This is a genomic window from Thalassolituus maritimus (assembly GCF_900156675.1).
In the GTDB taxonomy this organism is placed as follows: domain Bacteria; phylum Pseudomonadota; class Gammaproteobacteria; order Pseudomonadales; family Oceanobacteraceae; genus Thalassolituus; species Thalassolituus maritimus.
Map to the genome: position 1 here is coordinate 17,021 of NZ_FTOH01000011.1, position 26,626 is coordinate 43,646.

Sequence of the window (26,626 nt, forward strand, 5' to 3'; positions counted from 1 at the left end):
TCCTTCGGCTGTTTGGTAAACTCCCCGGAGCAGGACGCTTTCTGTAACCCAGGGTTGTCACTTGACAACCCTGGGTGCCATCCCCATACTGGAGACAAGGAATGACTCGTTCATCACATCCGAAGAAGGAAATTGAAGCCGCGCTCAAGCATGCGGAAGAGGAGGGCTGGCGAGTCGAGGTGGGTGGTAGTCATGCCTGGGGCAAGATCTACTGCCCCTACAATGACGATGAATGCCGCTGTGGTGAGTTCTGTATCGCCAGTGTGTGGAGCACGCCGAGAAATCCCGGCAGTCACGCACGAGCGCTGCGCAGGGTGGTGGACAAGTGCTCCACTCACCAGCGCCGGGGTGATACGGAGTCGGAGGATTGAGCTATGGAATATATTTTTACGCTGAAATACCAATTGGCTGACCACGACAGCGATTTGGACGCTCTCGTCGAACGATTGGGCGCCGCTGGTTGTGATGACGCCCTCGTCGGTGTGGGTCAGCCAGGTCGCCTGGCGTTGGAATTCTCCCGCGAGGCAGACAGCGCCGAGGAAGCAGTTCGCACTGCCCTGGCCGATGTCAAAAGCGCCGTTCCTTCCGCGCGCCTGATCGAGGCTTCCCCGGACCTTGTCGGTTTGACGGACGTAGCCGATTTGGTGGGAGTTTCTCGTCAGGCAATGCGCAAGCTCATGCTTACTCATCGGGTAACATTCCCAATACCGGTTCACGAGGGTAGCGCCTCGATCTGGCATCTGGCGGAAGTACTGGATTGGTTGAAGGCGCGAGGGGGCTACCAGATTGATGTTGGCATACTGGAAATCGCTCAAGTGGCATTGGAAGTGAACATCACCAAGGAGGCAATCCGGCACCCGAGGAGCAGGCGGGACAACATGGAGTTGTTGACGGCATAGTCATGAACTCAGTTATTGCGAGAGCGCACAGGGCGGGCAATGCGTTGCCTCACATCCGGCCCAAGAGTGGGGGCAGCTTTTCCTGATCGGGATTGTCGCTTGCGCTCCTCGATCCAGGCTTCCACTTCAGCCAGGTCCCACACCACGCAGCGGGGCGTCAGATTGAAGCGGCGCGGGAAATCCCCGCGACGTTCCATCTCGTAGATGGTTGTTTCCGCCAAAGGCACGATTTGGTGCAGTTCATGCCGACGGATGGTTCTGCGAAAAGGGAGTGGGGGTTGCTCCACATATTGGGGTAGCTCCTCATATTCTTCTGTGCTTGGCAGTGGCAAAGATGATCGTTTCTGGAATTCCATATATAACTCCGGCGCTGTGGGGCAACTTTATAGCGATGGAGTTATGGTGGTTATTTAAGGCTGTTGAGCCAACTTGCTAGGGCAAGCCAGAGCGTAGCTGTAACCATAAAATGGGTGGCGGAATTTCTAGCCGAGAGAGGCCTTTTCCGAGTGTTCTTCAATCCTCAACAGGTACAACTGATATTCTGGTGGCTGTTGGGTATCGGGGTTTTCCGCAACTTCAAGATCTCTTAACACATACCTCACAAGCGCCCGCCGAGTCGTTACTTGTCGTCCCGCCGCGCCACTGAATAATTCATCCCGGATTAGCTTTTCTTGGGCAGAATTCAAGCTCGGATGTGGGCGCAGCTGTAAATTCACATATTCATCCCAATCAAAATCGAGGGGCGTTGGAGTGGTTTTTTCTACTGGCTCAGCTGCGTAAATGCGAGCCAAGTTGAAGTCGCGATGCTCCTCAGTGACCTCATCGAATGCCCGGAGGTGCCATCGTCTACCAGCAAAAACAAAGGCTCTGGGGTGTACGACTCGTTCAGTACCTTCAGGATTATTCATCGAACGATAAGTGATCTGAACGGCTCCGTTGACAGTGACGGCAGCATGCAGGATGCGGAAATATCCGGGATCAACGTGGGTGAAATCCTGTCGGACCTCCTCCATTTCAATGTTTATGCTGGTGTTAGCTACAGCACGAAAGTATCGATCAATACTGAGGGTTGCGATGGCAGGGGAAAAGCGGGAAGTAGGCATATAGCGTCCCCTACCTTCACCCTTGACCGGAGAAGTATTGCGCGGATAAGTATTACGATACGCAGCAATAATACGGGATGACTGAACACTGGAAATACCAAACGTCTCGCGCAGACGTTGATTTGTCAGTAGGCCCTCATAAGCCAACACCAACTCAATGAACTCAAACTGCTTGGAGGTGCGTGCATCCACGATCGTTGGTCTTCTGGGTTGCAATTTACATGTATGTTAATTTAACATTGATGTTAAAGGAAGGGAAGGCCTATGACTGAGTCGATCACCAATCTCTTTGATCGTGTTCCGGAGCGCGTCTTTCGCCCATTGGGGGCGGTTGATCACTCTCGGCGCAATTGGTTGTTGCTGTCCCATCTGTATAACGATTTTTTTGCTCCCGAGGCTGATCCCCCTGATGGTGAGGGCTGGACCCAAAAACGTGTGACTGCCTCCATCGAGCGTTTTCTACAGCGCTGGGACGATGAGCATGGGGCCGACCCCGAGGAGCTGGCGACACCGCTCAATGTCAGAGCGCATGGCGCACTAAAAATGCTGATTGAGAGTGAGTGGCTCAGTATTGACCGCGTGGGATTCACGCAATTCATCATCATGCGCCCCACTGTGCAGGGACTATTTGAACTGCTGAAGAGCTTTGCGGAGCAAGGACCAGAGTTCATCGGCGGTCGTGTCCAGTCCATTCGTAATAACCTGATGCAGGTACAAGCTGACCCCGGGGCGAATGCAGCCGTATTTCAGTTGGCAGCCAAGGAATGTTCGTCGCTGTTGCGCATGTTGAATACCACACGAATGCGCGTGCGGGAGGCTAGCGACTTACTCCGCCAACAAAATACGACGCATATTTTTTTGGAGCGATTTTTTGGCGAGTATATCTCCAGCCTGTATATCGGAGACTACTCCGATCTGTTCTCTAAAAACCACCCGTTGACGTCTCGATGGGAAATTATTGATTTGGTGTCTCAGATTTCGGAGGAGACAGAGAGTCGCGCAAAGCTACGGGGCTGGTATCGAAAGAATCTTCGTTGTCGGAATGACGAGGAGGCGGATTCGCTGATTGATGCAGATACCGCAAGGGTGTTGGCATTGCGCGAAGTCGACAGGTTGCTGACGCGATTGAAAGATGCTGTTACCCGCGCGAATGACCAAGCATTGGGGTATCTTGAGTATAAAGTGAGGTCACAGGGTAATTTCGACCTGTGGATCGATCAGACACTTGATGCACTTGTTCGTGCGGCTGATTCGCGGAAAGACGAAGATTTGAGGATAGCTATCGGATGGTCTCAAGGGCGGCTTCTCAGCGAAGAAGCGCTGAAACTACCAACTGTGAAACCACGAAAGCGTAAAGGTGCGGTGATTCAAAAGCGACAGCTCTCTCCCGAAGCTCAGGCTCGACGGTTGGTACGACAAATCATGAAAGGCAACCGCGAAGTGTCTGAGGCCAAAATACTTGCCTATGTTGACCGCCATTTGCCTAATGGAGGTGAAGTCGAAAGCGGGTCATTGGTGGTTGAGTCCATTAACGACTTATGCGTTTTGGCGGCTTTCAGTCGTTTGGGGCTTGTGGCGGAACGGGCGCTAAGAAATGAGCAAAAAGGGCTTGTGAGAGACAAACTCTACAGAGAGTTGGGTAAGCATATTGAAATTGAACTGACCGGTGAGCGCTTTGAAAACAAATATCTGGAAGCGCCGTCGGTAAAGATTCGTCGAATTCAAATCAGAGGACAGGGACATGTCGGTTAATTGGAACCGTATTGCCGAACGTCAGGAAACGTTCACGGTTAAAGATTTTCAACGGGCTGCGCTTCGTTTAATCGTTGACCAGGTTCTCTATCAGTCCAATGCAAAACAGCGTGTTGACTATGATCTTATTGCCGCCTACGAGAAGGAATTTACTGAGGTGCTGGATCTGCTAGGCTGCAATCTCGACCATAACGCAAGGGAGCGTTATGTCGCTGCAGTTCCGACACAACCGGATGTCAGTAAAATTCCGCTGATGCATACGCTCTTAGCCCTAGTGCTAAGAAAACTCTACGACCACCATATGAATCGAGGCTCCCTAAATATAGGCATAGCGGGTATCAGTCTGTCCGAATTGGAGACTGCTTTTAAGGAGTCGACCGGTCGCGACCTACCGATGAAGCCGCAAGCGGATCTGATGGTTATGCTGGAGGCGATGAAACGTTGGGGAATCGCTCGCCCCGTGAAAGCCGATAATGTGGGAGAGGTAACCTGGTATGTGGAAATACTGCCGGGTATTCAGAGTTTGATCAATGAGCGGTCACTGGCAATGTTGAAAGCCCATGCGGAAGTACTTTACGAGCCAGATGGGTCTGATCGCGAAGACACTGAAGGGGGCGAGGCATGAAACAGCTTCGGCGCGTTGTATTGGTTCAGTTCTACCTTCATGAAGCCTTTGATATTGAAATGGATGGGTCAACCGCTTTTCTTGGTCCAAATGGGTCCGGTAAATCGTCGACGCTGGATGCTATTCAAATTGCGATGCTGGGTGGCAACCAGCAATATGCGCGCTTTAACACCCAGTCCGTGTCGAGTAAGCAGCGACGTAGTTTGGCTGGATACTGTCTCGGCATGTTGCGTAACCCGGAAAAGGATAGTCAGGTTATTGGCCGAGCGCGCGATGAGGCTCGTACCTACATTATTTTAGTCTTTGGTGATGAGGAAGCCGGGGCAGACGTCCTTTCTGCAGGGATCTGTATTGAAGCTGATGTTGAGTCTCAACAGCATGAAGTGAAAGGCTTGTTTGTCCTTCCGGGGCAAAACCTGAGAGCCAAGGATTGTATCGTGTTTGACGGTCGTGACCGCCTTCCGATGCCATTTGCAGAGTTTCGGGAGACCGCAAGGGAGCGGGCCAAGACGATAGGGCGCACTGCCATTTTTACAGATAAGTCCAGTGAGTATGTGCAAGAGTTACTTTATGCCCTCAATGGACAGCGAATGCCTGATTCACGGCGCTTCATGTCTTCGTTCGTCAAGTCGATGACACTGAAGAATGTCGACTCTATCGATGAGTTTGTGCGCAACTATGTGGTCGAGCCTAATCCGGTCGATATTGCCGCGTTTCGGAAACAGGTAGAACAGTTTGAAGCGTTGCGTGACCTTATCCGAAAGACCAAAGCGCGTATTTCGCGATTAACCGGGATTCTGTCGGATTTTGAACGGGCCCGTTCGGCGGAGTCCAGAATTGCGTCACTTGAAGCGATTAAAGCTGTATTCCAGGTTGAGTGGCTGGGTGAGCGAATTGATGATCTGGACGAAAGGATCGAAACGCTAAGCGACCAACGAAGAACGGCACAGGAAAAGGCTCAACAGGCAAAAGTGGAGCGAGATGCTCAACAAACACAGGTCAATAAGTTAACGGTTCAGCTGGAATCCGATCAGGCGGAGCAGTCTCGCCTACGGTTAGAAAGCGAAATTCGCGCTAATCAACAATTGATTGAGGCCTACCAGCATCCAGAGCTTGCACGGGCTAATCGGTGGGTCAATGCATTGAGAGATGTGGTTGATGATGATGCGTTTAGAAGTATTAAGGGACTGGTAGTTTCCACCATCGAATCATTAGTCCAAGCGCGCAGCCAAGACGATGTCGGCTCGGCAGTTGCAAAAGCACTGGGCGAGTTGGGCAGCCAAATTGCCCCTGTGCGTACCACCGCTCAAACCGAGTTGTCTTCCGTCATAAAGCAACGCGATGCCTTGACTGAAGAGCGTGATGCGACCCGGCGCCGAATAGCTGCGGCCGGTAAAACAGGACGGTTGCTTAACGATGGTGCGGCACTGCTGCTGGAATTGCTGGAGCGTGCCGGGATGGCTGTCCAGCCGGTATCTGCTCTGGCTCGTATTCTGAGGGCGGAATGGGCACCCGCACTGGAAGCTTATCTAGGCGGTGATAGAGATGCACTGGTGGTGACGGAAGGCAACACCCAAGACGCCGTGAAAATCCTGCGGGAAGCACGGCGGCGTGGGCAACGGGTCGATGGGGCCGCTGTTATACAGCCTTATCATCTTCGTCAGGTCAACACTTCTCCTAAAGGTACAGAGTTTGCCGTAGGTTTGCTGGAAACTGATAACGACACCGCCCGCCGCTTTCTGTGGCAAAAATTTGGCAGCATGCGGCTGGTGGATACCGAAGCCGAGCTGGAAATGCATCCTCGGGCGATTACGCGTGATGGCATGCTTAGCCAAGGCGGGCTCACAAAGTCAATCAGGGTCGCTTCCGTCAGTGATCTTCGCGTTGGCAAAGACATGGCGGATACCTCTGAGTTATCCCGCCACGCGGCGGAGATTCAGGGGCACATGGAGGCTCTGGCTAAGCGACAAGCGCGCTTAGAAACGGTAGTGAGGGTCTTGTCGAGTCAAGATGCCGATGATGAGGATGGAATAGCTAAAAAACTGGCCGAAGCAGCCCAGGCTATGACCGCGGCAAAACAACAGTTGACGGCGCTGGATGTCTCTCACTTGGGGGAGATACGAGTAATGGTGGAACACGCTCAGGCTGAGTATCAACGCCTGGATAACGAGTACACGGAGAATGATCGTCTGGCTGTTGGACTGGATCAACAAATTGAGGGAAGAATTCGGGAGAAGACCGCGCTTGAAGATCAATTACCTGAGTGCCGCGAGATTGAACGATCTGCCTTGGCCGATCCACTGATCGTCGTTGAGACAATGGATACCTTGAAGGACGAAATTGAACGTGCCGAGAGTGCGTATCCCGCCCGCATTGCCGAGGTTGAGAAAAAGCTGAGTAATAACCAATCCCGCCAGAGATCAGCTGAAGAGCGGGCATCTTTGGACCTAGTAAGTTATGTGCAGGATGAGCGTCTGGATGTCCAAGTGTCGGATATGCATTGGCACGACCGCTTTTCTTGGGCAGCGGACGAAAAACACAAACTGGCTGACACCCAGCTACAGAACTACGAAGCTGAAGCCGAGCAGGCGCGCCTGGCATCGGAAGAAACCCTCCGCTCCGATATAGCAATGTCACTGCATGACCGATTTAAGGAGATGGACCTTGAACGCCGGGAGAGAAACAAGATTCTTGATGCCTGTCCGGCATTTACCGGAGGTGAGCGCTACCGTTTTACCAGCAGTGTCGTGCCACACTACGAGTCACTAGTGCGATATATCAATCAGATCGCACAGGATGAGCAAAGCCTATCGTTATTTGCCGATAACACAGACGACATCAACGAGACACTGCGCGAGCTTGTTGAAGCTGCTGCAGAGTCTGGCAATGCAAGTGCTGTGCTGGACTATCGCCAATTTTTCACTTTCGATCTCGATATTCTGGTAGACGGTAAACGTGTTGATCGCATGAGTAACCGGCAAGGAGCCGGCTCTAACGGAGAGCACATTGCCCCCATGTATGTCGCTGCTGGTGCCGCTTTGGCCAAGGCCTATCGCCTCCATAACCGGAAGGGACAACAAAGTGGCAGCGGACTGATATGCCTTGACGAAGCGTTTCATGGGATGGACACCACAAACGCGGTGGCGACAGCTCGGTTCCTCCAAAGCATTGGTTTACAGTTAATCATGGCAGGGCCGGAGTTGGAACGGACAAAGCTCGCGCCGATTACGCAAACGATCTATGACCTGGACCGGGAAGGGCTGGATCTGTTGATGGAGCGAACCAAATTCAAGGAGGCAGCGAATGCGCTGATGGTCAGCGATATGCCGGGGGAAAATCCTGAAGTGTTGGCCAGCGCTTATCAACAGTTAGGACTGACACCTTCTCAAATGGAGTCTGTAGAAGCTGATGCCGACAATGGCTAGCAAAGGTGCCGAAGCTTGTAACAAAACCATACATCGGCTACTTCAACGTGTGGCTCGCCGTGTGTTTACGGATGGCAATTTGTCGCCTACCGCTGATCAGCGTTCCGTGAGCTTTCCTGCCACGTCATCGAGTCTTTCCGAGTATTTCCAGCTCGAACGTTTTGCTGATAGAGAAGATTATCATGCCAGGTTGCAGTCTTTTGCCAGAATAGGAGCTGTGCAGGCAGATTGGGATCGACGCTCAAGTGAGCAAGGTCAACTAGACAGGGTGACATTGAACGATCCTACGAAAGCTGCGGAATTGCTTGGCATCGATTTGCCGTGGGTTGTTGCCGCCACAGCGATTCAACACCTTGAACAGGTTGCCGGAGATTCTGAACTAACGATTGCCCCTATTGTTGATGCTTGGAAACACGGTAGAGCACCGGGAGGCGTTACGGCAAACAAGGCCAGTCAGTTTATCGATAGCATTCGCGTTATTGAGGCTGCACGTCGGTTGGGGGCTTCCGATCAAGACCTGTTGCTTCGGAGAGTGAGCACACAGCTATTTGGGGACAGTAAGCGGATAGAATCGTTGGTGCGGCCTATCGCGTATCTTCTTTGCGACGATAGCGACGATGAGGATATTTTTTCTCACCTTGGGCTGGTAAAGCACCCCCAACCAATGCTCGTGAGTGGAGGCGCCGACTGTCGTGTGTATGTGGGGGAGGGCTCAATCCCTTTGCTAAAGCCTTATATTGGTCTTCGCCCTGATAGAATAGATGGGCTGTCTGTCGATAGTGGTCGAATCCAACACTTGCTAACGATAGAGAATCTCGCCAGCTTCAATGAGGCGGCAGAGTACAGTGACAATCCCGATGATTTGCTTATCGTGTATGTGGCAGGGAATCCTACGCCATCCTGGTTAGCTGCCTACAAAAGGCTTCTGAAGTCCGCCAAGCCCTCGACGGTGATGCACTGGGGGGATATCGATGTAGGTGGGTTTCGGATTGCTGGGAGAATAGCTGAGAGCGCTATTGCGGTAGGTTATTCACTTGATCTCTGGCGGATGAACGCCGCTGAGATGAGAGCCAACGCGCATAACAACGCGCCTGGCAAAGAGCAGATAACACAAATTGCGCAGATCTGTGAAAAGTATGGTTGGAATCAGGAATTAGCTGGGCTCAAAGAGAACCCCGTTTTTCAAGAACAAGAGTTTATTGAGTGGACTCCGTTGACCTCATGGTTTAAGTGTTTATAAAGACCCAAGACTTTACGCGGCGGGATGTCAGTTTGAAGCCCGGTAATTCTTCGTAGCGCTCCATATCGCAGATGTTTTTGTGATAGGGATAGGTGAATTGCGCGTCGCCGGATGGTTCTGAGAAAGGGGTGCGGAGGCGTTTCCACGTACTGCGGCATATCTTCGTATTCAGGTGTCCCCGGCTTGGGCAGAGATTGGGGTGATTGGGATTTCGTGCATAACTCCAATATTGTGCATCAAGACGATGTTTGGCCGTGGAGATATGGTGGCTATCGAGAACAATTGAGCCAACCCGCTTGGGCAAGTTAGAGCGTATTTACAGTAATTGATTGTGTGAGTAGGGCGTAGGTGGCCTTGATGCTCAGCAAAATTTCTGGTCGTAGCCTAAAGAGCCTGCTGTTTGTGCTGTCGGAAAAATAACAATTGAGTTATGAGATTGTGGGGATAGGGAAGAAATGTATTTAAGCAACATCAAACTTAAAAATTACCGTCGCCTGTCGGATGTGACCGTTGATCTGGCTGACGATATTTCTATCTTTGTGGGTTCGAATAATAGCGGAAAGACATCTGTTGCACATGCGATGCACTTTTTTGTCAGTGGTTCCAGAGATCGATTTAGTTTTCATGACATCAGTGCATGTCGCTGGGGTGATATTGACAGTTTTGAAGCAGGGAGGGACGGTGCTTCGCTTCCTGTCTTGTCGATTGACCTTTGGTTTGGGGTTGAGCAGGCAGACCTTCACCGTGTCATTGATCTGCTTCCTAATCTTGATTGGCTGGGAGCCAAGGTGGGTGTCCGTATTGCGTTCGCGCCCCGTAATGAAGATGAAACACTGGTACGTTTTCGTGAACGGCATTCACAGGCGCAAGAAGCTGCCGGTGTTACAGATACTTCCGAGGGAGAAGATAGCTATGTAGCCCCTCCGAGATCGTTGCGTGAGTTTCTCGAAGGTGAGATCCAGAAAGAATATGAGTTTAAATACTTTGTTCTCGACGAAACTCAATTCGACGATGCGTTGGAACCAAGTGCAGGATATGAGCCACAAGAACTGCTGCGCGATCAAGGTCGAACGGGGAAAGATATCGTCAGCTCGCTGATTAAGACTAACTTCTTGCATGCCCAGCGTCATCTTTCGGACAGTGAAGGAGGTAGCCGCTCGGAAGAGCTGTCTCGGCATCTAAGCCGCTACTACCAACGCAATCTGCAGCGCCATGGCGAGGATCACAATGCGCTTAAGGCACTCGCAGATTCGGAGATTTTGCTCAACCAGCATCTGGAGCAAGTGTTTGCTGATACTCTTCAGCGTCTAGGGCAACTGGGATATCCAGGGCTTTCCAATCCGCGCTTGATTATCAAGTCTGCGCTTAATCCAGCTACAGTAATGAATAGTCAGGATGGTGCCCATGTCCACTATGCCCTGAATGATGACGGGCTGACACTTCCCGATAAATATAATGGCCTCGGATTCAAGAACCTAATCTATATGGTGGTCGAGCTGCTCGACCTTCATGCGCAATGGCTTGCTACGGAGGAAAACCGACCACCATTGCATCTGGTTTTTGTTGAAGAGCCAGAGGCTCATTTACACGCACAGTTACAACAAGTATTCGTCAACAAAATTTTAGAGATATTGGCGGCCGAAGATGATGAGCCTAATGGTTTCCACACGCAGCTTGTGCTGACGACCCACTCGCCACATATTCTCTACGAGCGCGGCTTCCAGCCCATCCGCTACTTTCGGCGAGAGGGAATCGGCATAGAGCAATCGTCCAAAGTTCTGAATCTTTCCGAGTTTTATCGGACGACGGAAAATCCGAGTCGAGATTTTCTGGAACGGTACTTAAAACTCACGCACTGCGACATATTCTTCGCCGATGCGGCAGTACTCGTTGAGGGAAATGTCGAGCGGATAGTCATGCCTCAGATGATTCAGAAAGCAGCTCCGGGTTTACGATCCTGCTACCTTTGCGTACTCGAAATAGGTGGTGCATATGCCCACCTGTTCCGTACGCTCATTGAATTTCTAGGGATTACAACGCTCGTCGTTACTGATCTGGACAGTGTGAGCGGGCCTGCCAGTGAGAATGATGGCGTCGAGCCTATGGAAGATGGTGATGACGATGAGGGCCCAATCACTTCCGGAAGCACTTGCACGCCGGACACTCCGGACGCGGTTACCTCTAACCAGATGCTTGCACAGTGGCTTCCCGGCAAGAAAAAGATTGACGAACTTTTGAATGCCGATGCTGAAGAAAAGACTATAGCCGCTAATGCATTTGGGCTGGGCGCCATCAGAGTTACATATCCCTGTGCTGTCAATATAGAACGTAACGGTGAGCAGATAGAGTGTGCCGGCCGTACGCTTGAGGTCGCCTTTGCATTCGATAATCTGGATTGGACACAAGATGCCGCCAATAAAGAACTAAGACTTCGGGTACGTGCACCGCAGGATCTGGGCGATTTGGTTCAGAGAATTCATGACAAAGTGCACAGCCCAAGCTACAAGAAAACCGATTTTGCACTCGCTTTGTTGTCCAAGGACCCAGGAGCTTGGAATGTCCCTAGGTACATAGCTGAAGGCTTGGAATGGCTTGAAGCCACGTTAGGGGTGGGGGAACAGGATCGCCGTCGGCAGGATGGTGAATCATGACAAGCAGAATCGGCAAGCCCGATACAGAAAGCGACACGATACTTCACGAGCGGCTCGCAGGTGACGGTATTCGGCATTTTGTTATGGTTGCAGGCGCAGGCTCCGGGAAGACCACTTCCTTAGTCAAAGCCTTGGCGCAGATAGAGCGCACTCAAGGCCTCACACTGCGAAGAAACGCCCAGCAAGTCGCCTGCATAACCTATACCGAAGTGGCCGTCGAGGAAATTCGCGGCGATGTCGGAAATGACGAACTTTTCCATGTCTCCACGATTCACAGTTTTCTCTGGACACTCATCAAGCCATTTCAAAACAATCTTCGGGAATGGGTTATTAATCGTTTGCGCGAAAAAATTGCCGAAGAACAAGAGAAAATCGATAAACCCCGAACGAGAGAGGCTACGAAAGTTCATGCCGCGGAGCTCATAGAGCGCTATGGCCGCCAGCTCACAGAGATCGGTCCAGTAAAGAGCTTCCGCTATGGCACAGGCAGCGACTATTCAAACGGTGTTCTCGGCCACAGTGACATTCTGAAGATTGGCCCCGAGTTTATTGCAGGTCATGTACTAATGCAGAACGTCTTGGCTCGTCGCTTTCCTGTCGTCTTTGTTGATGAAAGCCAAGACACTGACCCGGCTTTTGTAGATGCCTTGCGTCAAGTGGCAGACGCCGTTCCAGTTGATTTTTGCCTTGGCTTTTTCGGCGATCCAGTGCAGAAAATCTATATGCAAGGAGCGGGTCCTATTCTGGCCGAAGAAGGGTGGAGAACGTTGGAGAAGCCAGAGAACTTCCGATGTCCGCAAGCGGTACTTCGCGTTATCAATCGGATCAGGGCCGAAGACGATGGACTTCAACAAACACGGGGTCGTCAGATGGTCGTAGACGGCGAGGAGGTTCCTGTCGAAGGGACTGCCAGGATGCTGATTCTTCCTGCCGATGATCGCCGACAGGCGCGCTTGGAAGAAGCATGTCGTTGGTTGGCCGATCAAGATGGTGACGAAGGTTGGATGAATGCGGAAGACGAAGAGGCTCTGCGACTCTTAGTGCTAGTCCACAGGATGGCGGCGGCCAGGTTAGGGTTTCCCAATCTTTATAGTGCGCTCAATGATAAGTCACCAGAGGAACTCGGCAGCGGTTTGGTAGACGGTACGGCTTGGGTGGTCCGCCCCTTCTTATCCTTCATTCTGCCATTGGTACTTGCGAGGCGCGAAGGACGAGACTTCGAGATGATGCGCCTTCTTCGTAAATATTGTCCTCGTTTACGACCCGATGCACTTGCCACGGCCGATACAGCAGGCTTTCTGGATAGTCTAAAAGAACATGTTGAAGAATTGGTGACACTGTTGGAAGCTGGTGACGGTGCGAGCATCGGTGACGTTATGTGTTTTGTCAGGGATAGCGGCTTAGTGGCGTTAGATGAACGTTATATTGAGTTGATCAATACCTACACTGAAACCGCTGAACCGATTGTCGATCCGGCAACTGAAAACGCGACTCTCCGCTTCATGCAATGTGAAGCAGAAGAACTTTGGGGGTACCGTAAGTACATCGAGAAAATGTCTCCCTTTGCTACCCAGCAAGGCATAAAAGGGGCTGAGTTTAATAAGGTCATTGTGGTCGTTGATGATCAAGAAGGGCGAACGAATACGTTTTCCTACGGCAAGTATTTCGGTGTGACAGAGTTGTCGGATACCGACCGTGCAAATATTGAAGCCGGAAAGGACTCTACAATTGACCGAACTCGGCGTCTGTTCTACGTGTGTTGTTCACGGGCGCTTACTGATCTTGTTGTGGTGGTGTTCGCCGAGGACACGAATCAGATGCGTGACGTATTACTGCAGAAAGCATACTTTGATCCGGAATGTATTCATGTTCTCGACTAGCTTCATTGAAAGGTATGGAAATATTTAACTAGATGAGCTGAAGTAAGTTGTGACTGTTGTCGTGTCAAAGTTCATTGTTTTTTACGTCCCGGCATACCGCCGTCGGGCTCGCGGGCTACGCCCCGCGCTTCTTGTCGAATCGCGGCCATTCGGCTTTGATCCCTGACGCCTCCGGCCCGTGAGGGCCTGCGCGCTCCGCTTGCCAGTCCGAGAGAGGTGGCTGGCGGGGAGGGGCGGTCTTGCTGTTTCCCTTCACCGTACCACGGCGTTCTCGCTGTCAAGGGCTGCGCGTGCTCCGCGCGCTTGCGTCCTGCGGCCGTTGGTCACCCCTGACGGCTTGCGCTGCGCCGTGATGGCGCCGGTTCCGGGCAATTTCGCCCGAGCAACCGGAGCACGATCATGACTCAATTCTCTCTCATTTCCGATTCCTCGCTGCTGGTTCGTGACGACCAGGGGCGCTACCTTCCGGCTACTGCCGACCAGATCCTGACGGCTGCGCGCCAGGTGATCGACCAGAAGATCCAGCGTGGCGCCTCGTTCACGTCACCGGCCGTCGTCAAGGAGTTCTTGTGTGCCAAGCTGGCAGGGTTCGACCACGAGGTGTTCGCGTGCCTGTTTCTGGATTCGCAGCACCGCTTGATCGAGTATGCCGAGCTGTTTCGCGGCACTATCGACGGGGCGGCGGTCTACCCGCGGGAAGTGGTGAAGATGGCACTTCAGGTCAACGCTGCCGCGGTGATCTTCTCGCATAACCATCCGAGCGGAAATCCCGAGCCGAGCCAAGCGGACCGGACGATTACCCAGCGGCTGAAAGAGGCACTCGCACTGGTGGACGTGCGTACCCTGGATCATATCGTTGTCGGCGGTGAACAGACATCGTCATTCGCCGAGCGGGGGCTGTTGTAGCACAGGGGCTTCGGCCCCTTTTTTGCTGTGCCGTGTTTTGCTACTTGGGTCCGTTTCGTTCGCGCTGACGGAAGCGCTTGATATATGCATCATCGAACAAATCGTCGGGACCGAGATCCAGGGCGCAGTTGCCTAAGGAGGCTAGCGCCCGGTCGGTTAGCTTGAAGCCCCTTGGCAGTTGGCCGTAATTTCCGGCACTGTTCTCGTCGATAGCGGCGAACAGCGCCTTGAAGAAGTCTGCTCTGGATGGACGCACCGCCGCTGTGGCGGCAGCGGTCAAGGGGTCCGTTGCCGACATGACGGCGCTCTCAGCATCCATTGCCAGTACCTCTATGAACTCGCTCAGCGAAGGCCAGTATTTCAGGTCATATTGTCCTCTCAACGCAGCCAGTCGATCTTGTACGTAAGACCGAAATAAATAGTTGTGTTGTGAAGCCGCTTCGATCACGGAGCAGCAGTGATATTGAGTATCACTGCTGAAGCCAGACGTGTTGTGCAACCCTGAGCGCCGCTCCAGCAGTGTTGCTAGTTCGGCCGCCTTCCGTGCGATCTGGCGATTCGTATTGGCCAGATCGTCTCGCGCGGTTCTTGCCTCCTGAATTTTCTCCGGGTTCCAGAACGCCGCCGCGCTCAACACAAGGCCGAGAAAACACTGGAGCGCTGGCGGGTGCATATGGAGTTTTCCGTACAGTTCCTCATACACAGGCTTCATTTCAATGCTGCGGTGTAACAGTCGATCCGCGACAGTGCTTTCGCTGGGCAGGATGCGGTGTTCGCTGTTGTAGCGCTTCTCCTCCCGAAGAAGGTCTTCGCAGATTTGCTGTGGATTCACTGTTTGCACCGAACTCATGGTCTGTCCTCACTATTGTCGTGTTTCACAGTTTATTGAGTCAGGGTGAAGTTGTCGGTACCTCAATAAACATTGTCGAATCGGCTTTGAGGTACCTGTATACCCCTCATTAATACCTGTGAATGACTCCGATCCGACTTCTTCAATCCGATACTGGGCGTTTCGCTTGCCAATCCGAGAGGGTGCGCTGGGGTGGGCGGTCTTGCTGTACCCCTTCACCGTATCACGGCGCTCTCGCCGTCAAGGGCTTCGCGCGCTCCGCACGCTGGCGGGCGTAGCCGTCTGTGACCCTGTGACTGCTTGCGCTGCGCCGTGCTGACGCCGGTTCCGGGCAATTCCGCCCGAGCAACTGGAGATCGTCATCATGAACGACAAATCACATGTGTCGCTGGAACGTCACGTCTGCCTGGTCTGCGGCACCGCCTTCGATACCGGTAACATTCTGCTCGACAAGCGCCTGCGCGCGAGCCTGGAACGCCACACATCGACAGGCTGGGGTCTGTGCGACGAACATCGGAGGCTGTTCGATGAGGGTTTTGTCGCCCTGGTCGAATGCGATCCAGAGCGTAGCGGCAAGCCGACAGACTCCGATTGCTTGAAGCCGGAAGCGGCGTATCGCACTGGGCGTCTGGTGCACCTGAAACGCGAGGCCTTCACAGGCGTATTCAACGTGCCGCTCGCACCCGATCAGCCTTGCGTCTTCGTCGAACCCGGCGTCATCGAACAGCTTCAGGGAATGGTGGCACCGGCATCGGATTGATCGCTCGACCAAGCATCGAAAGCGTCGTTCCTGTTGACCGGGGCGGCGCTTTTTTTCTGCTGCGCCCCGTGTCGATGTCTCCGGCCCTGTGGGACTGCTCGTTGTGCTTGCACTCCAGGGGAACGGCTTGCAGCCGATCCCCGCCGCGCGTTGCTTGGCGCCCCTGAAAAACTGCCGAACAGGTTGCACCTGATCGGCCTTCGCGCCTGCAGCGCTGTGTGTGAACGGTACACAGTAAAGACCATAATCTGTCCATCCGTCCCCCTTATTTCATCACCTTGTCCGCGACTGTAGCCCACGGTCGTGTGCCGTCAAGGCGCGCCGGGCGTGTCCTCGCCTGTGCCTGTCAGCTGAAGTTACCCGGCGCTGGTTTCCTGGACGGCACCCGTCCGCGCGCTCTCCGCCGTCGCGGGCGATGAACTCGGGAAAGACGGTGACAACACGGTCGCCAGACATATGGGCCGATAATTGGGCTTGTTTATGGGGTGACAAGGCGGGTGGGCTCCGAATCAGGGAATCCGGTGGCATCGGAGCGATCCGCCGTCAAATGCACAGGAAGGGCAACGGTGCATGCCAAAACATGCTGAACCTTGCCGTGACGGGTTCTGTGGTGCCCGGTAGCTTTCGATGCTGGTGGTGGGGCATAAAGCGTGAGCGGGTGTGTATTACCAATGCGGGGAGGCTTGCCTGGCGTTACTGTCCGGTCCGAGCTGCAACATCGGTTGCGAAAGATGGAGGACGTTCCTCGCATGTCCTGGGCCATGGACTGACGTGAACGGGTGACAACGGATACCGGTATCGCTGTGCCGCGGAATACCGGGTAGGCCATTACCCCTTTTGGGTCAGGTCGGCCCAATACGTCCTTGGTTCGTTGTGAATCCTGGCGAAGGTGCGGCTGCGCCTCGGGCTCAATTGCCGCAACCCTTCGGCGCAAAGAATATTCCCCGGCGCTGTGCGCCTTCCTCGCGCGGCAAATTCTTTGCGCCTTCAGGTCCTCCACGCTGTTGCGGCCGCTGCGCGGTGCGGCCCGCCCGACCCACGCCGACCGGATCACAACAAGGACGCGATGGGCGCGACCTTGGCAACCCGAAAGGAGTACACATCATGGCCAACATCGGCACCTTCACCGCAGAGAAAGACGGTTTCACCGGCACCCTGCGCACCCTGGCGCTCAACGTCAAACTCAAGTTCGTTCCCAACGACAAGGGCAGCGAGAACGCTCCCGATTACCGCCTCCTGGCAGCCAACGGCCTGGAAGTAGGCGCGGCCTGGCAGAAAGTCAGCCAGGCGGAGCGTCCCTACCTGTCGGTGACCCTCGACGATCCGTCATTTCCCGCGACTGTCTACGCCCGTCTCATCGAGGGTGATGACGGCAAGCACAACCTGCTGTGGTCTCGGAACAAGGGCGAGTGATCGTCACGGCTTGCGCCCCGCCCATCGTGGCGGGGCTTTCTGTGCGTCAGGATTCGGGATTCGCCAGGCGTCGCTCGGTGTCCGCCATCAGTTCGGCGGAGCTGCATTCCAGCGCCCGTGCGATCTTGAGAATCAGGGCCAGCGTCGGCATGTGCTCGCCGCGTTCGACTTTCCCCAGGTGAGAGCGTTCCACGTCCGCCAGATGGGCGAGGGTTTCCTGAGCCACGCCCCGTTCCGTGCGCAGGGCGCGCACGGCTTCGCCAAAAGCCCGTGCGGGCTCCGCTTCATAGGTGGTGGCGCCGGTTGGGCGGCCGCGTTGGATTGGACGCTTCTTCATACATGAGAGCGTCGTCTCGCGGCATAATAAAAACCACGTTAAAGATAACTCATTTGCTGTTTTCGACCTATGCTGGAAGGGGTTTAGTAACAGGGCCTTTTTTTATGCGTACAGACGTAAATTGTGGAAAGCCGCTTTGGTGGGGATGCCGGATTACGATTTGCCGGATTCGTGGTTTTGCTGATTTCCGTAGATCCGGCTTTGTATCTTTGGGCAAAACCCCGTTTGCGCATTCGTGCCTTGTGGTAAAGGCGCAAGTCCGGTTTCGTGCATTTCAGGATCGCCTTCTTGGTTCATTCCACAGCGAACAGTGCGCGAGTCTGGCGCTCGCCGCTTGCCGTCAACCCCGGCCCGCACCGGACCGTGTTGGGGTATGACGGCCGCGCGGCCTGTCCGCGCCTGGTGTCGCTTCGCTCCGCCGTGGAGCGAACCTAACAGAGGAAGCGACCATGAAAACACTCATCACCGAACAACAACGCACCCAACTGCTGGCGAACGGCCAGGCCCACGCCGAGGGTCGGGACATCGATCCGCCGCCAGTGGTCAAGCTGTTCACGCCGGATGCCCAGGCCACCTGGCTGCTGACGGAACTCGATCCCGAGGACGGCGATACCGCCTTCGGCCTGTGCGACCTGGGGCTGGGCATGCCGGAGCTGGGCAGTGTGCGTCTCTCCGAATTGTCCACCATCCGCGGTCCGCTGGGCTTGCCGGTGGAACGCGACCTGTATTTCATATCCAGGCGCACGCTCTCCGAGTACGCGGCGCTGGCCCGCGACAACGGGTCGATCCTGGATTGATCGGCCCTGCCAGCTCGCCATCGCGGGCTGGCAACAGCACTGCCTTGATGGATTTTTTGTGACTTTTTCGGTCTGACGCCAGACCTCAGGCGCAACACTTCATATTGTTGCTCCAGCAGAGTGCAGCCAAGACGAAAAGAGTCAGGATGTTTGTGGCGAGATGGGGCAGGGTATCCGGTGCTGCGCGGAAAAGGGTTTCGCGCAGCCGTCGCATTCGAACGATCCGCTCAATTCCTCGGAGCCAATCGGACTTGACGCGCGCCCTTAGCGAAGCAGGCAAGATGATACGCCGATAACGCCGTAGCTCCCACCGACTGAACCGCCGACTTCGCGCGACGTGTCCCGCTGAATGACAGGGAGGAGCCGCGTCGTGGCCAAGTCCGGCGAGCACTGGCACCCTGGTGCCGCCTATCTCTACGTCCTGCATCTTGATGGGCCGGCACTGGCCTGGGAGTACCTGCGCCGTCACCCCGACTACCGACGCGACTGGTCGGGCCGCCACCATCATGCCGATGCGGCGGCACATTGGGGGCTGCGCCTGTTGGAAGATCCTGCCTTGGATGCGCGGGACGCACAGCCTGTATGGTGTCCCGATCACGCCGGTATGATCCAGCTCCATCCCGATCTTGATTCCCCGCCCGGCGCCGAGGGCTTCGGTCTGTGGCGGCTTCCCGGGCGCAAGCGCCTGGTCCACGACGGGCGTCGATTGTGGTTGGCTTCACGCTGGGCCGGCAGTTGTCTGCGCCTGGCTATTGCACCCGGCCTGCGGGAGGGCATGGCCTACGTTTGCGCGACGCGCGCCTCGGCATGCCGCACCCTGGCCAACGAAGCCGAAAAATTGGTGGCCGGAGCGGTGACGAACGCGGTGGCCTGTGCACGTCCCTCGGCGACCGAACTGCTGGAGCTTCACACCCTGCAGGCCCTGGACGGTGTTCTGGCAGGCGCGTCCCTACGCGCCGTGGCCGCTGTACTTTTTGGTGCGGCCACCGTTGCCCGTGAATGGCATGCTGACAGTGCCCTCCGTGCCCGGGTGCGCCGGCTGGTGCGTCGCGGCCGTGGCCTGATGCGGGGCGGCTACCGCAAGCTGGTATCGCCTTCCCTTGAAGGGGGACGTTCCGGTTTACCCACAGATCGTCCCTGAGCAGGGAATCCCGCTTTCCCCAGACTGTCTCTATCCGGCCACAACAACGTGGCCATCGACCAAGACCGATGGAGAACCCTGTCGTGAGACCCACGCCACTGCGGCCTTCCGCCGCTCCCGCTGCCACGCAACAAGCCGTTCCTCCTTCCCGCTATCTCACCAACGATGAGGCGGCGGACTATCTTCGCCTGTCACCACGGACGCTGGAAAAACAGCGCGTCATTGGCGGCGGCCCGCGATTTCGCAAATTCGGCCGTCGGGTCATGTACGCGGTGAATGACCTGGATGCCTGGGCCGACGCCCGCAGCTACGAGGCGACCTGTGATCCCGAGTATATCGAACGCCACGCCGGCGACAGCCGCCATGAACGCTGAAGGTACGTCCACCCATGGTTCTCTCCAAAAGCCCGGGCAATGGGCGGGAACAGCTCGATCTGTTCCGTGCCCTGCCGGGAGAGATGGCGGTCCGCGACACCCAGGACCTGATGGCCTATCCGTTCTTTTCGCTGGCCAAGTCGCGGCGCACAGTGCCCATCGATTTTCAATCCGGGCCGGTTACCGTGCGGGTGGAGGGCACAGGAGCGCACGGTATCGCCACCATCTGGGATGCCGATATCCTGATCTGGGCGGCCAGCCAGATTGTCGAGGCCTGCGATGCAGGTATCCGGCCATCGCGACGAATGCGCGCCACACCCTACGAGATCCTGCGCTTTATCGGACGGGGTACATCGCGGCGCGACTACCAACGCCTCAGGGCCGCCCTGGATCGCCTGCAATCCACCACGGTGGCCACCTCCATCCGCGAGACCACCGGGCGGCGCCTGCACCGCTTCTCGTGGATCAACGAATGGAAGGAGTGCGCGGATGTCCAAGGGCGACCGCTTGGCATCGAACTGATCCTGGCGGACTGGTTCTTCGCCGGGGTGCTGGACGAGGCCCTGGTGCTCACTATCGACCCGGCGTATTTCCGGCTGACCGGCGGTATCGAGCGCTGGCTGTACCGCCTGGTGCGCAAGCACGGCGGCCGGCAACCCGAGGGGTGGCGATTCGATTTCCCGTACCTCCACCGCAAGTCGGGCAGCCTGGCCCGACCCAGCGACTTCGCCTGCGACCTGCGCGCCCTGGTGGCCCGGCAGTCGCTGCCGGGGTACGTGCTGTCCATCGAACGCCGACCCGGTTCGCCGGACATCTTGGTGTTTCGGCCCGTGCCGCGCATGACACGTTGGTAACTGCGGGACAAGCTGTGAATGGGCTCGTGCTATCGGGCGCAGTGGCCTTCGTGCTATCAGGCGCAAGCGACTCGTGCCATCAGGCGTACGCATTCGCCGTCAGCTCAATGACCACGCGGCGTGCGCTTCTCTCTAACGTATTACCTAACAATCAATATCTTTATTTAACATTTACTTACCCCTTGGGGCGGTGGATAAGTCGAACGGGGTTCTTCAAACGATGTGATGCATCGGGGACGGTCGCACCATGATCATCGCCCTGCTCAACCAAAAGGGCGGTGTCGGTAAGACCACGCTCGCCACCCATATCGCCGGGGAGCTCGCCTTGCGCGGTCAACAGGTCATCTTGCTGGATGCCGACCCCCAAGGCTCCGCCCTGGACTGGACGCAGCGGCGCAGCCAGCAAGGACTGCCCCGTTTATTCAGCGCGGTGGGGCTCCCCCGGGAAACCCTGCACCAGGAGGCGCCGGAGCTTGCCCGGCGTTGCGATCACATCGTTATCGATGGCCCGCCCCGCATTGCCGCCATTGCCCGTTCCGCGCTGATGGCGGCAGAGCAGGTGCTGATCCCGGTGCAACCCAGTCCCTACGATCTGTGGGCCAGTGGTGAGATGGTGGCACTGATCCGTGAGGCGCAGGTGTTCCGGCCACACTTGTCCGCGGCCTTTGTGATCAACCGGCGCGTGGTTCGTACGGTGATAGGCCGCGAAGCCCGTGGCACTTTGGGTGAACAACCTTTCCCCGCACTGGCCTCCGAGGTGTGCCAGCGTATTGTCTTTGCCGACAGTGTGGCGGCAGGTCGCCTGGCCCGCGAGACCGCACCGGACAGTATGGCGGCGCGCGAGATTGGTGCTCTGGCCGATGAACTGCTGCGGAGGGTGCCATGAGTGGAAAATGCGGCAAACGCGTTGCCATCGGCGCACGTCCTCCGACCGATCCCAATGCCGAAGCCTGGATACGCCAGGGCGATGCCAACGCCGTGCAAAAGGGAGAGCTCTACACCGCCCGGCTGACACTGGATGTGACGCCGGCGATGCGCGCCCGTATCAAGGTGTCGGCCTTCACCCGGAACACCACGGTGGCGGAATTGCTGCGCGCATTGCTGGAGCGCGAGTTTCCAGAGGAGGGCGCATGATGTTGGACGAATTACCAACGAACAGCTTGCCGTTGATGCCGCCTCCGGCATTCACCGCGCCAAATGACGACGCACCCATGACCCGTGTCTCGCTGCTCTACATCGAGCAACGTATCAACTTGTACCTGCGCTTTGGTTGCCCGCTGCGGGTGTACCAGATCGACCGCTGGCGACGCTGCGCGGTGTTTCCCCCGGCGCAACTGTTTTGTCGCATTCGTTGGGAGTCGAACGATTACGGCACCACACGTTGGCAACTGATGGTCCTGCAAAGCGGTCGACCGGAAGAGGGTATGCAGCGGGTGCGCGGTGTGCGTCCCGGTGCCCACATCCTGTTGAACGTCGAGGGTGAGCGAAATGTGCGTGTCGTCTTGTCACAGATCGATGCCATTGAGGCGCAGAGTATTGAGCCTGCTGATGTCTCTCCGACGTATTGGCGCTTGTTGAGTAATCGCCTCGCCGCACGAGAGCCGCTACCCGATTACGACGCCGACCGCCATGCAGCCTGGTTGGCGGGGAGGGTGCTGCAATGACACTGAGAACTACGGTGTACTCCCGTTCACGTCGCTTGGCGTGTGTCACTGTTCCGGTACTAATGGCAGCCGGTTTGGTCGCACTGGTCTGGGCGGCATTCACGCCGTTAAAAGCGCGGGTTGTCTACAACGCCTCTGACAGTGTGCCGATCGGCTGGTATCACATAACACCGCTTGGTACGGACGTAAATACGATACCGGTGGACAGCATTGTGTTGGTAAATTTACCTGATGACATTGCGGCCTTGGCAGATCAACGTGGGTACTTGCCTCTGGATGTCCCGCTGCTGAAACGTGTCGGTGCGGTAGCACCACAAAATGTCTGCATTGAGGGTGGCCGCGCGCGCATAGATGGCGTAACGGTGGCCCATGTGTTGCTCATTGATGCACAGACACGTCCACTGCCTTCCTGGACGCAATGCCGTCAGCTTGTTGAAGGCGAACTGTTCCTGCTCAGCACCACCAATCCGGCCTCCTTCGATAGCCGCTATTTTGGTCCGATCGATAGGGCAAACGTGATCGGTGTGGCGCAACGGTTGGACTTGGAGTGATTGTTGTGAATGTTCACAGGGTTCAGTTAATCACCGTGCACGTTTCGTGTTCCTGCCGTTGCCGTACCGGTGCATTGGTACCGTACGGAATGCGGCAGTCCCCTGTGCAGATATCTTGCCCCGAGCGTCCTCCACCGTTGGTGGGGCCGACGCTCGCCGGCGACCGGCTGTCACACATTGCAGCGTCGCCGGGGTATCGCATTCCCGAGCTTTCAGGGCGGGGAAAGATGCAGGGCAAGATAAAAGTTCGCGGCACCTTGGCTCGCGAAAAGGCAGTCTGCACATGGGGTGGGCGCGGCACGCGCCTGGAGTGTGTAGCGTGCCGTGAAAAGCGCCGATGCCGCGTCCGCACTGATATAGCCGCGTGTCATTTGCGCCCCCTATTGCTGGAGTTCGCTGGAGGTTCCCCATGAGCCGACGCCGCAATGACGAGGGCGAGAAGTTCAAGGTCAGGCCCGGCGCACCGAAAAATCGCGGCCAAACCTTTATCAACTCGGTCATTAGGCAAGCCAATAAGGCGGGATCCCGAGCCCGCAAGGCAGGAGGCCGTCCCGGGGCGCGACTGGGCCGTGGCCATGTTGCCGCCCGCTTTGCCGGCCAGTCCCTGGCGCCCAATGCCCGGCGCGTCACCATCAAGACCCGGCTGGTGAACCTCTCCAAAGCGGGGAAGCGTTCCACCATCACTCATCTGCGCTATATCGAGCGTGAAGGCGTGGGCCGTGACGGGCAACAGGGCAGAGCCTACAGTGCCCTGAGTGACGATACCGACCTCGCCGACTTCGAGCAGCGCGGCCGCAGGGATCGCCATCAGTTCCGCTTTATTGTTTCACCCGAGGATGCGGCGGAGCTGGAAGACCTGCACCGCTATACCCGCGACCTGATGCAACGCATGGAGCAGGATCTGGGTACGCAACTGGACTGGGTGGCGGTGGATCACTGGAACACTGACAACCCCCATACACATATCGTTTTAAGGGGGCTGGATGATGAGGGCAAAGACCTGATTATCTCGCGTGACTATATTGCCCACGGAATGCGACGACGCGCCTGTGAACTGGCCACCGATTGGCTGGGGCCGCGCACCGAGCTGGAGATCCAGCACAGTCTCCAACAGGAGGTCGAACAGGAACGCTGGACCGGCCTGGATCGCACCCTGAAGCGCGAGGCAGAGGACGGCCTGCTCGATATGCAAAAGCTTGCTGAGCCACACCTGAAACGTCAGCGCCTTTTATTGATTGGTCGCCTGCAGCGTTTGCAGCGCATGGGGCTGGCGAGCGAACGGCAGCCCGGTGGCTGGAGGCTCCATCCAGAAGCGGAGCGGACACTGCGAACCATGGGGGAGAGGGGCGATATCATCAGCACCATGCAGCGAGCCATGAGCGGAAGGCAACGCGAACTGGACGTGTTCGAACCGGGTGAGAATGAAAGACCCATTATCGGTCGTGTCGCGGCCAAGGGCCTCGCCGACGAATTGAATGACCGTGGCTATCTTGTGCTCGATGGCGTCGACGGCAAGGCCCATTACGTGGCGTTGCCTGCCAAGGTGGAACTGGGAGAGTTCCCTATGGATGCCGTGGTTGAAGCAACAGGTGTCGGCAAAGTCCGCGCCGCGGATCGAGATATTGCCGTACTGGCCGAGGAGGGTTTGTACCGTCTGGACACTCACCGGATTCAGCGAAGTGGAACCATGAATAGTGGCGATACTGAAGAGGTTGTGACCTCCCATCGCCGCCGGCTGGAAGCCTTGCGCCGCGCTGGCATTGTGGAGCGCCTGGGCGACGACGTCTGGCGCGTACCGGCCGATCTACTGGAGCAGGGTCGCCAATATGATCGACAGCGCAGTGGTGGGATTGCCGTGACCCTGAAATCCCACATTTCCATCGAGCGCCAAGCCCGGGCGATAGGTGCCACCTGGTTGGACCAGCAACTGATAGACGGGAGGAATGTCGGTGGTGGCCAGGGCTTCGCTGCCGAGGTCGGAAGCGCCCTACAACAGCGAGCTGATTTCCTGGTCGAAGAGGGCCTGGCGGAGAGGCGAGGCCGTCGTGTCATCCTTGCCCGCAACCTGCTGGCCACACTGCGCAACAAGGAATTGGCGAAAGTAGCGGAAGGCATCACGGCGGAAACCGGCCTGGAATTTCGACCGCCCGCCGATGGCGAACGAGTAAGCGGTATCTATCGCCGCAGCCTGATGCTCACCAGTGGCCGCTTCGCCATGCTGGACGATGGCATGGGATTCAGCCTGGTGCCCTGGAAACCGGTGATCGAACAGCGGCTGGGGCATCAGGTCGCCGCGACGGTAAGTGGTGGTAGAGCTTCATGGGAAATTGGGTGGAAACGTGGATTATCTATAGGTTAGCTGATCGGCAACTCGTAAAGGTTAGACAAAACGAGCAAGGGTAGACAATTTCATCAGTGTTCACTGAAAATAGCTTCCCGGCCAAAGTTTGTACAAAGCCACCCTCGGTTTCAAAGCCATTGTAACGTCAGAGTGGTGACCATGTAGGTTGCCGATTTAAGGAATAAGTGGGTTGTGAATATGAATGCCGTAATTTTTGACATGGATGGTCTGTTGATCGATTCCGAGCCATTTTGGACTAAAGCCGAGAGAATGGTGTTTTCCTCGGTGGGCGTAGATTTATCAGATTCGCTTTGTGAAAAAACTGCATCCATGACGACTAGAGAGGTAACTGAATTTTGGTATGAACTGTTTCCATGGAAGCAAAAATCCATTGAAGCTGTTGAAAATGATGTCATTGACTGTGTTGACGAACTGATCAAAAAAGATGGTCGGCCGATGGCTGGTGTCATGGAGTTACTAGACGATTTCCATAAAAAACAGTACAGGATTGGCCTATCCACGAACTCGCCTTTTCGATTGATTGCATCCGTGATGGAAAAGCTAGATATAGGGCATTATTTTCACAGCATCTCATCTTCTGAGCATGTCGAAAGTGGCAAGCCTGATCCGGCGGTATATCTGTCGACACTGACTAAGTTACAGGTCGATGCCAGTAAGTGCATTGCCTTTGAAGATTCGGTTTCCGGTGTGTTGGCGGCTAAGTCAGCAGGCATAAAGGCGGTTGTCGTGCCGCCGAGGCACGATTTTGATAATCCGAAATATGAGGTGGCGGATATAAAGCTACGAAGTCTTTCGGAGTTCAACCTTAATTGTTTGACGATGGCTTGATGTTTCTGAAATAACTTCCAGAGAATTGCTGTTCGCAAGTATTGCCATGCTCAATACACTAAGTTGCTAGAAGCAAACCCCCGCTCCTTAACTTTTCGTAGTCAATGGATATACCACCACCAAGGGTGCTTGGGTGGCGTTGTGTCAGTCGCATCTTGGATAAAGAGAGTGGCGAATAATATGAAAGCAGTCAGCAACAATAAGCCTTTAAGCC

25 protein-coding genes are annotated in these 26,626 nt (G+C 55.7%); 21 read left to right on the forward strand and 4 right to left on the reverse strand.

Annotated elements, in window-relative coordinates:
• The first annotated feature begins 101 nt into the window (after positions 1-101).
• Positions 102-371, forward strand: coding sequence for a hypothetical protein (locus BW941_RS15230; protein ID WP_076517519.1), 270 nt, complete (start codon positions 102-104; stop codon positions 369-371).
• A gap of 3 nt (positions 372-374) precedes the next feature.
• Positions 375-899 (forward strand): helix-turn-helix transcriptional regulator, encoded by a 525-nt coding sequence (locus tag BW941_RS15235; RefSeq protein ID WP_076517521.1) that lies wholly within the window; start codon positions 375-377, stop codon positions 897-899.
• An 8-nt stretch (positions 900-907) separates the two neighbouring features.
• On the opposite strand, the gene BW941_RS15240 is transcribed toward BW941_RS15235, so the two are convergent.
• Positions 908-1,255, reverse strand: a complete 348-nt coding sequence (locus BW941_RS15240; RefSeq protein ID WP_076517523.1) for a helix-turn-helix transcriptional regulator — start codon at positions 1,253-1,255, stop codon at positions 908-910.
• A gap of 126 nt (positions 1,256-1,381) precedes the next feature.
• A complete protein-coding gene (locus BW941_RS15245) occupies positions 1,382-2,194 on the reverse strand; it encodes a helix-turn-helix transcriptional regulator (protein WP_076517525.1) in 813 nt (270 codons plus the stop codon).
• 72 nt (positions 2,195-2,266) lie between these two features.
• Here BW941_RS15245 and BW941_RS15250 point away from each other — a divergent pair, with 72 nt between their 5' ends.
• The 7 genes from BW941_RS15250 (at position 2,267) to BW941_RS15285 (ending at position 14,481) form a co-directional block, all read left to right on the forward strand.
• A complete protein-coding gene (locus BW941_RS15250; protein ID WP_076517527.1) occupies positions 2,267-3,754 on the forward strand; it encodes a Wadjet anti-phage system protein JetA family protein in 1,488 nt (495 codons plus the stop codon).
• A complete protein-coding gene (locus BW941_RS15255) occupies positions 3,744-4,379 on the forward strand; it encodes a DUF4194 domain-containing protein (protein ID WP_076517529.1) in 636 nt (211 codons plus the stop codon). The genes BW941_RS15250 and BW941_RS15255 overlap by 11 nt, the downstream gene beginning before the upstream one ends.
• Positions 4,376-7,804, forward strand: coding sequence for an SbcC/MukB-like Walker B domain-containing protein (locus BW941_RS17680; protein WP_084189046.1), 3,429 nt, complete (start codon positions 4,376-4,378; stop codon positions 7,802-7,804). The genes BW941_RS15255 and BW941_RS17680 overlap by 4 nt, the downstream gene beginning before the upstream one ends.
• The gene (locus tag BW941_RS15270) at positions 7,797-9,044 is read left to right on the forward strand and encodes a Wadjet anti-phage system protein JetD domain-containing protein (protein WP_076517531.1); all 1,248 of its coding nucleotides are present in this window, start codon (positions 7,797-7,799) and stop codon (positions 9,042-9,044) included. Before BW941_RS17680 ends, BW941_RS15270 begins: the two co-directional genes overlap by 8 nt.
• 455 nt (positions 9,045-9,499) lie before the next feature.
• Complete coding sequence (locus BW941_RS15275; RefSeq protein ID WP_076517533.1) at positions 9,500-11,695, forward strand: ATP-dependent nuclease; 2,196 nt, start codon at positions 9,500-9,502, stop codon at positions 11,693-11,695.
• Positions 11,692-13,575 (forward strand): UvrD-helicase domain-containing protein, encoded by a 1,884-nt coding sequence (locus BW941_RS15280; RefSeq protein ID WP_076517535.1) that lies wholly within the window; start codon positions 11,692-11,694, stop codon positions 13,573-13,575. The genes BW941_RS15275 and BW941_RS15280 overlap by 4 nt, the downstream gene beginning before the upstream one ends.
• 399 nt (positions 13,576-13,974) lie before the next feature.
• Positions 13,975-14,481: a JAB domain-containing protein gene (locus tag BW941_RS15285; protein ID WP_076517537.1), complete on the forward strand. Its 507-nt coding sequence runs from the start codon at positions 13,975-13,977 to the stop codon at positions 14,479-14,481.
• Between the two features lie 40 nt (positions 14,482-14,521).
• On the opposite strand, the gene BW941_RS15290 is transcribed toward BW941_RS15285, so the two are convergent.
• Entirely contained in the window at positions 14,522-15,331 is an 810-nt protein-coding gene (locus tag BW941_RS15290; RefSeq protein WP_076517539.1) for a hypothetical protein, read from the reverse strand.
• Between the two features lie 364 nt (positions 15,332-15,695).
• Here BW941_RS15290 and BW941_RS15295 point away from each other — a divergent pair, with 364 nt between their 5' ends.
• Both BW941_RS15295 and BW941_RS15300 read left to right on the forward strand, forming a co-directional pair.
• Positions 15,696-16,091: an ATPase gene (locus BW941_RS15295; RefSeq protein WP_076517541.1), complete on the forward strand. Its 396-nt coding sequence runs from the start codon at positions 15,696-15,698 to the stop codon at positions 16,089-16,091.
• Between the two features lie 1,104 nt (positions 16,092-17,195).
• Positions 17,196-17,504, forward strand: coding sequence for a DUF736 domain-containing protein (locus BW941_RS15300; protein ID WP_022960139.1), 309 nt, complete (start codon positions 17,196-17,198; stop codon positions 17,502-17,504).
• A 46-nt stretch (positions 17,505-17,550) separates the two neighbouring features.
• Here BW941_RS15300 and BW941_RS15305 read toward each other — a convergent pair whose 3' ends face one another.
• A complete protein-coding gene (locus tag BW941_RS15305; RefSeq protein WP_076517543.1) occupies positions 17,551-17,841 on the reverse strand; it encodes a helix-turn-helix domain-containing protein in 291 nt (96 codons plus the stop codon).
• A gap of 449 nt (positions 17,842-18,290) precedes the next feature.
• Here BW941_RS15305 and BW941_RS15310 point away from each other — a divergent pair, with 449 nt between their 5' ends.
• The 10 genes from BW941_RS15310 to hxpB all read left to right on the forward strand — a co-directional run bounded on the left by BW941_RS15310 (position 18,291) and on the right by hxpB (position 26,412).
• On the forward strand, positions 18,291-18,638 hold the full coding sequence (locus BW941_RS15310) for a DUF2958 domain-containing protein (RefSeq protein ID WP_076517544.1): 348 nt from the start codon (positions 18,291-18,293) through the stop codon (positions 18,636-18,638).
• A 370-nt stretch (positions 18,639-19,008) separates the two neighbouring features.
• Positions 19,009-19,779, forward strand: coding sequence for a DUF7011 domain-containing protein (locus BW941_RS15315; protein ID WP_436286961.1), 771 nt, complete (start codon positions 19,009-19,011; stop codon positions 19,777-19,779).
• An 83-nt stretch (positions 19,780-19,862) separates the two neighbouring features.
• On the forward strand, positions 19,863-20,153 hold the full coding sequence (locus BW941_RS15320) for a helix-turn-helix transcriptional regulator (RefSeq protein WP_076517549.1): 291 nt from the start codon (positions 19,863-19,865) through the stop codon (positions 20,151-20,153).
• 14 nt (positions 20,154-20,167) lie between these two features.
• A complete protein-coding gene (locus tag BW941_RS15325) occupies positions 20,168-21,007 on the forward strand; it encodes a replication initiator protein A (protein WP_076517551.1) in 840 nt (279 codons plus the stop codon).
• A 247-nt stretch (positions 21,008-21,254) separates the two neighbouring features.
• Positions 21,255-21,893 (forward strand): ParA family partition ATPase, encoded by a 639-nt coding sequence (gene parA / locus BW941_RS15330; RefSeq protein WP_076517553.1) that lies wholly within the window; start codon positions 21,255-21,257, stop codon positions 21,891-21,893.
• Entirely contained in the window at positions 21,890-22,141 is a 252-nt protein-coding gene (locus BW941_RS15335; protein WP_076517555.1) for a chromosome partitioning protein ParB, read from the forward strand. The genes parA and BW941_RS15335 overlap by 4 nt, the downstream gene beginning before the upstream one ends.
• Positions 22,138-22,671 carry a DUF2840 domain-containing protein gene (locus tag BW941_RS15340; protein WP_139325869.1) on the forward strand — a complete coding sequence of 178 codons (534 nt, stop codon included), beginning with the start codon at positions 22,138-22,140 and terminating at the stop codon, positions 22,669-22,671. Before BW941_RS15335 ends, BW941_RS15340 begins: the two co-directional genes overlap by 4 nt.
• On the forward strand, positions 22,668-23,222 hold the full coding sequence (locus tag BW941_RS15345) for a S26 family signal peptidase (protein ID WP_076517557.1): 555 nt from the start codon (positions 22,668-22,670) through the stop codon (positions 23,220-23,222). Before BW941_RS15340 ends, BW941_RS15345 begins: the two co-directional genes overlap by 4 nt.
• A gap of 409 nt (positions 23,223-23,631) precedes the next feature.
• Positions 23,632-25,581: a relaxase/mobilization nuclease and DUF3363 domain-containing protein gene (locus BW941_RS15350; RefSeq protein ID WP_076517559.1), complete on the forward strand. Its 1,950-nt coding sequence runs from the start codon at positions 23,632-23,634 to the stop codon at positions 25,579-25,581.
• A 180-nt stretch (positions 25,582-25,761) separates the two neighbouring features.
• A complete protein-coding gene (hxpB, locus tag BW941_RS15355) occupies positions 25,762-26,412 on the forward strand; it encodes a hexitol phosphatase HxpB (RefSeq protein ID WP_076517561.1) in 651 nt (216 codons plus the stop codon).
• Positions 26,413-26,626: the final 214 nt, after the last annotated feature.

Coding starts and splice junctions, on each gene's coding strand:
- BW941_RS15230 (WP_076517519.1), top strand. CDS start 102: ATGACTCGTTCATCACATCCGAAGAAGGAAATTGAAGCCGCGCTCAAG.
- BW941_RS15235 (WP_076517521.1), top strand. CDS start 375: ATGGAATATATTTTTACGCTGAAATACCAATTGGCTGACCACGACAGC.
- BW941_RS15240 (WP_076517523.1), bottom strand. CDS start 1,255: ATGGAATTCCAGAAACGATCATCTTTGCCACTGCCAAGCACAGAAGAA.
- BW941_RS15250 (WP_076517527.1), top strand. CDS start 2,267: ATGACTGAGTCGATCACCAATCTCTTTGATCGTGTTCCGGAGCGCGTC.
- BW941_RS15255 (WP_076517529.1), top strand. CDS start 3,744: ATGTCGGTTAATTGGAACCGTATTGCCGAACGTCAGGAAACGTTCACG.
- BW941_RS17680 (WP_084189046.1), top strand. CDS start 4,376: ATGAAACAGCTTCGGCGCGTTGTATTGGTTCAGTTCTACCTTCATGAA.
- BW941_RS15270 (WP_076517531.1), top strand. CDS start 7,797: ATGGCTAGCAAAGGTGCCGAAGCTTGTAACAAAACCATACATCGGCTA.
- BW941_RS15275 (WP_076517533.1), top strand. CDS start 9,500: ATGTATTTAAGCAACATCAAACTTAAAAATTACCGTCGCCTGTCGGAT.
- BW941_RS15280 (WP_076517535.1), top strand. CDS start 11,692: ATGACAAGCAGAATCGGCAAGCCCGATACAGAAAGCGACACGATACTT.
- BW941_RS15285 (WP_076517537.1), top strand. CDS start 13,975: ATGACTCAATTCTCTCTCATTTCCGATTCCTCGCTGCTGGTTCGTGAC.
- BW941_RS15290 (WP_076517539.1), bottom strand. CDS start 15,331: ATGAGTTCGGTGCAAACAGTGAATCCACAGCAAATCTGCGAAGACCTT.
- BW941_RS15295 (WP_076517541.1), top strand. CDS start 15,696: ATGAACGACAAATCACATGTGTCGCTGGAACGTCACGTCTGCCTGGTC.
- BW941_RS15300 (WP_022960139.1), top strand. CDS start 17,196: ATGGCCAACATCGGCACCTTCACCGCAGAGAAAGACGGTTTCACCGGC.
- BW941_RS15305 (WP_076517543.1), bottom strand. CDS start 17,841: ATGAAGAAGCGTCCAATCCAACGCGGCCGCCCAACCGGCGCCACCACC.
- BW941_RS15310 (WP_076517544.1), top strand. CDS start 18,291: ATGAAAACACTCATCACCGAACAACAACGCACCCAACTGCTGGCGAAC.
- BW941_RS15325 (WP_076517551.1), top strand. CDS start 20,168: ATGGTTCTCTCCAAAAGCCCGGGCAATGGGCGGGAACAGCTCGATCTG.
- parA (WP_076517553.1), top strand. CDS start 21,255: ATGATCATCGCCCTGCTCAACCAAAAGGGCGGTGTCGGTAAGACCACG.
- BW941_RS15335 (WP_076517555.1), top strand. CDS start 21,890: ATGAGTGGAAAATGCGGCAAACGCGTTGCCATCGGCGCACGTCCTCCG.
- BW941_RS15340 (WP_139325869.1), top strand. CDS start 22,138: ATGATGTTGGACGAATTACCAACGAACAGCTTGCCGTTGATGCCGCCT.
- BW941_RS15345 (WP_076517557.1), top strand. CDS start 22,668: ATGACACTGAGAACTACGGTGTACTCCCGTTCACGTCGCTTGGCGTGT.
- BW941_RS15350 (WP_076517559.1), top strand. CDS start 23,632: ATGAGCCGACGCCGCAATGACGAGGGCGAGAAGTTCAAGGTCAGGCCC.
- hxpB (WP_076517561.1), top strand. CDS start 25,762: ATGAATGCCGTAATTTTTGACATGGATGGTCTGTTGATCGATTCCGAG.